General features: G+C 72.8%; 4 protein-coding genes. 1 reads left to right on the top strand and 3 read right to left on the bottom strand.

Features of this window, described 5'->3' with window-relative positions; translation table 11 throughout:
- The coding region (locus DQW85_RS24160) for a helix-turn-helix transcriptional regulator (protein WP_420819182.1) at window positions 1-393 on the bottom strand (393 nt) is incomplete at its 3' end.
- Between the two features lie 38 nt (window positions 394-431).
- Here DQW85_RS24160 and DQW85_RS24155 point away from each other — a divergent pair.
- Window positions 432-1,499: a DUF3866 family protein gene (locus DQW85_RS24155; protein ID WP_205315365.1), complete on the top strand. Its 1,068-nt coding sequence runs from the start codon at window positions 432-434 to the stop codon at window positions 1,497-1,499.
- On the opposite strand, the gene DQW85_RS24150 is transcribed toward DQW85_RS24155, so the two are convergent.
- Together DQW85_RS24150 and DQW85_RS24145 are read right to left on the bottom strand one after the other, a co-directional pair.
- On the bottom strand, window positions 1,445-1,924 hold the full coding sequence (locus DQW85_RS24150; RefSeq protein ID WP_113702327.1) for a DUF3291 domain-containing protein: 480 nt from the start codon (window positions 1,922-1,924) through the stop codon (window positions 1,445-1,447). The genes DQW85_RS24155 and DQW85_RS24150 overlap by 55 nt on opposite strands.
- 33 nt (window positions 1,925-1,957) lie before the next feature.
- Window positions 1,958-2,256: helix-turn-helix domain-containing protein (locus DQW85_RS24145; RefSeq protein WP_476703612.1), on the bottom strand; the 299-nt coding region annotated here is incomplete at its 5' end.

Genomic DNA, 2,256 nt, shown 5'->3' with positions numbered 1-2,256 from the left:
GCCGACGGTCTCGTCGGTCGCGACGCCGCCGGCCCGCAGCTTCAGCAGCGCGCCCGAGGCGGCCTCGGCCAGGCTGGCGCGCTGCCACACCTGCGCGGCCAGGCCCAGCACGGCCGCCTCGTCGGGTTCGAGGGTGATCTCGGGCAGCTCGTACGACTGGCGCTGGATGCGGTAGCCCGGCTCCTCCTCCCACGGGTCGCGGACCACGTCGATGGGGATGCCGATCTCGCGCAGCTCGTTCTTGTCCCGCTCGAACATCCGCTGGAACGCCTCGTCGCCGTCGCGGTCGTAGCCGGGCACCGCGTGGCGGATCTGCTCGGCCGACAGGGGCCTCCTGGTGGCGAGCAGGCAGATCACGAGGTTGAGCAACCGCTCGGTCTTACGGCGCGACATCTGCCTCACTCCTCCTTCATCGACGCTACCCTGCCACCGTGATCAGATGGCGCAAGGGCGAGGTCGTACGGATCCGGCGCGAGTGGCCGGGAGCGGTGGAGCTGGACGTCACCGTTCCCGAGGGGCCGTGCCGGGCGCTGGCCTACCCGGCACTGGTGGGCCGCCCCGAACCCGGCGACGAGGTGCTGCTCAACACGACCGCACTCGCTATGGGTCTCGGTACGGGAGGTTACGCCATGGTGGTGGCCGTCCCGAACCGTTTGCCGGAAGATCCGGACGGCCCGGGGCACCTGGTGAAGGCCCGCTACACGCCCCTGCAGGCCACGGTGCTGGGCGCGGACGAGCAGGACTCGCCCCACCACGAGGTCCTGCGCGAGGCCGACTCGCTCGACGGGATGCCGGTGGTGGTGGCCGACCTGCACTCGGCGCTGCCGCCGATCCTGTGCGGCCTGTACGAGGCCGCGCCGCGGGCCAGGGTGGCGTACGTGATGCAGGACGGCGGCGCGCTGCCCGCCTGGTTCTCGATGGCGTGCGCGAGACTGCGCGAGATCGGCTGGCTGGCCGGGGTGGTGACGGTCGGGCAGTCGTTCGGCGGCGACGTGGAGGCGGTCACCACCCACACCGGGCTGCTGGCGGCCAGGCACGTGCTGGAGGCCGACGTGGCCGTCGTCACCCAGGGGCCGGGCAACCTGGGCACGGGCACCCGGTGGGGGTTCTCGGGCGTCTCGGCGGGTGAGGCGGTCAACGCCGCCGCCGTGCTGCTCGGCCGGCCGGTGGCCGCGCTGCGGGTCAGCGAGGGCGACCGGCGCGAGCGGCACCTCGGCGTGTCGCACCACTCCCTCACCGCGTACGGACGGGTCGCGCTGTCCCGTGCCCGCGTGCCGGTGCCGCTGCTGCCGGGCGAGTTCGGGGAGCGGGTCAGGGACCAGGCCGAGCTGCTGGCCGTCCGGCACGAGCTGGTGGCCGTGCCGGTCGACGGGCTGCACGAGGCGCTGCGGGCCTCCCCCGTGAAGCTGTCGACCATGGGCAGGGGGCTGGAGGAGGACCTGGCCTACTTCCTGGCCTCGGCGGCGGCTGGCAGGTACACGGCCTCGTTGCTGTCGTAGGGTTCCTGGAAGGTGAAGGCCGCGGGGCCGGGGCCCTCGGCCTTGAGGTGCTCCAGGCGCTCCATGGCCTCGGCGAGGGCCGGGATGGTCCCCTCGGGGATCCACCACATCACCGTGTACGGCTCCGCCACGCGCAGGAACCACTCCCTGCGGCGGCGCAGCACGCCCAGGTGGGCGCTGCGGTAGACGAAGTTCCACAGCTCCTCGATCGACTCCCACACCGAGAAGTTGACCAGCAGGTGGTCGCCGTAGTCGTGCACGACGGTCGCCGTCGGGTCCTCGTCGCTCTCCTTGAGCCGCCACACGAACCCGGGAGCGGCGTCGGCGAGGGCGTTGATGGGCTCCAGGAGCTCGACGAACGTGGCGAGCTCGGGGGCGTCGATGGGGGCGCGCAGGTGGGCGACGTTGAGCTGGGCGAGATGCATGCCGTTCAGCAGACCACTCCGATCCCCTCTATGTCAATCTCCATTTGTTTTAGAAGCGCTTCCGGAGAGGGAGACGCAGCACTCCCCTGGGCGCGGATCGAGCGCCGCCCGGCCGGGCGAGTCGCCCAGCCCTTCCAGCAGCCCCTGGCACAGGGCCAGGTTCATGGAGCAGACCAGCAGCGGCCGGTCCCTCGCCAGCGCGTGGAACGGGCAGTTGCGCAGGCGCAGCCTGTCGTCCTCGGCGTAGGGCTCGTAGCCGCGCTCGCGCAGCACCGCCTCGACCGGCTCGCCGCGGCGGCCCTGGCCCAGCCGCTCGCCCGCCCGCCGGGCCG

This window comes from Nonomuraea lactucae (assembly GCF_003313395.1).
Taxonomy (GTDB): domain Bacteria; phylum Actinomycetota; class Actinomycetes; order Streptosporangiales; family Streptosporangiaceae; genus Nonomuraea; species Nonomuraea lactucae.
Note: the sequence above shows the minus strand (reverse complement) of the source record. Positions and strands in the feature narration are given on the sequence as shown.

Bases quoted from the DNA above. Each gene is read 5' to 3' on its own strand.
- DQW85_RS24150 (WP_113702327.1), bottom strand. From the start codon at position 1,924: ATGCATCTCGCCCAGCTCAACGTCGCCCACCTGCGCGCCCCCATCGAC.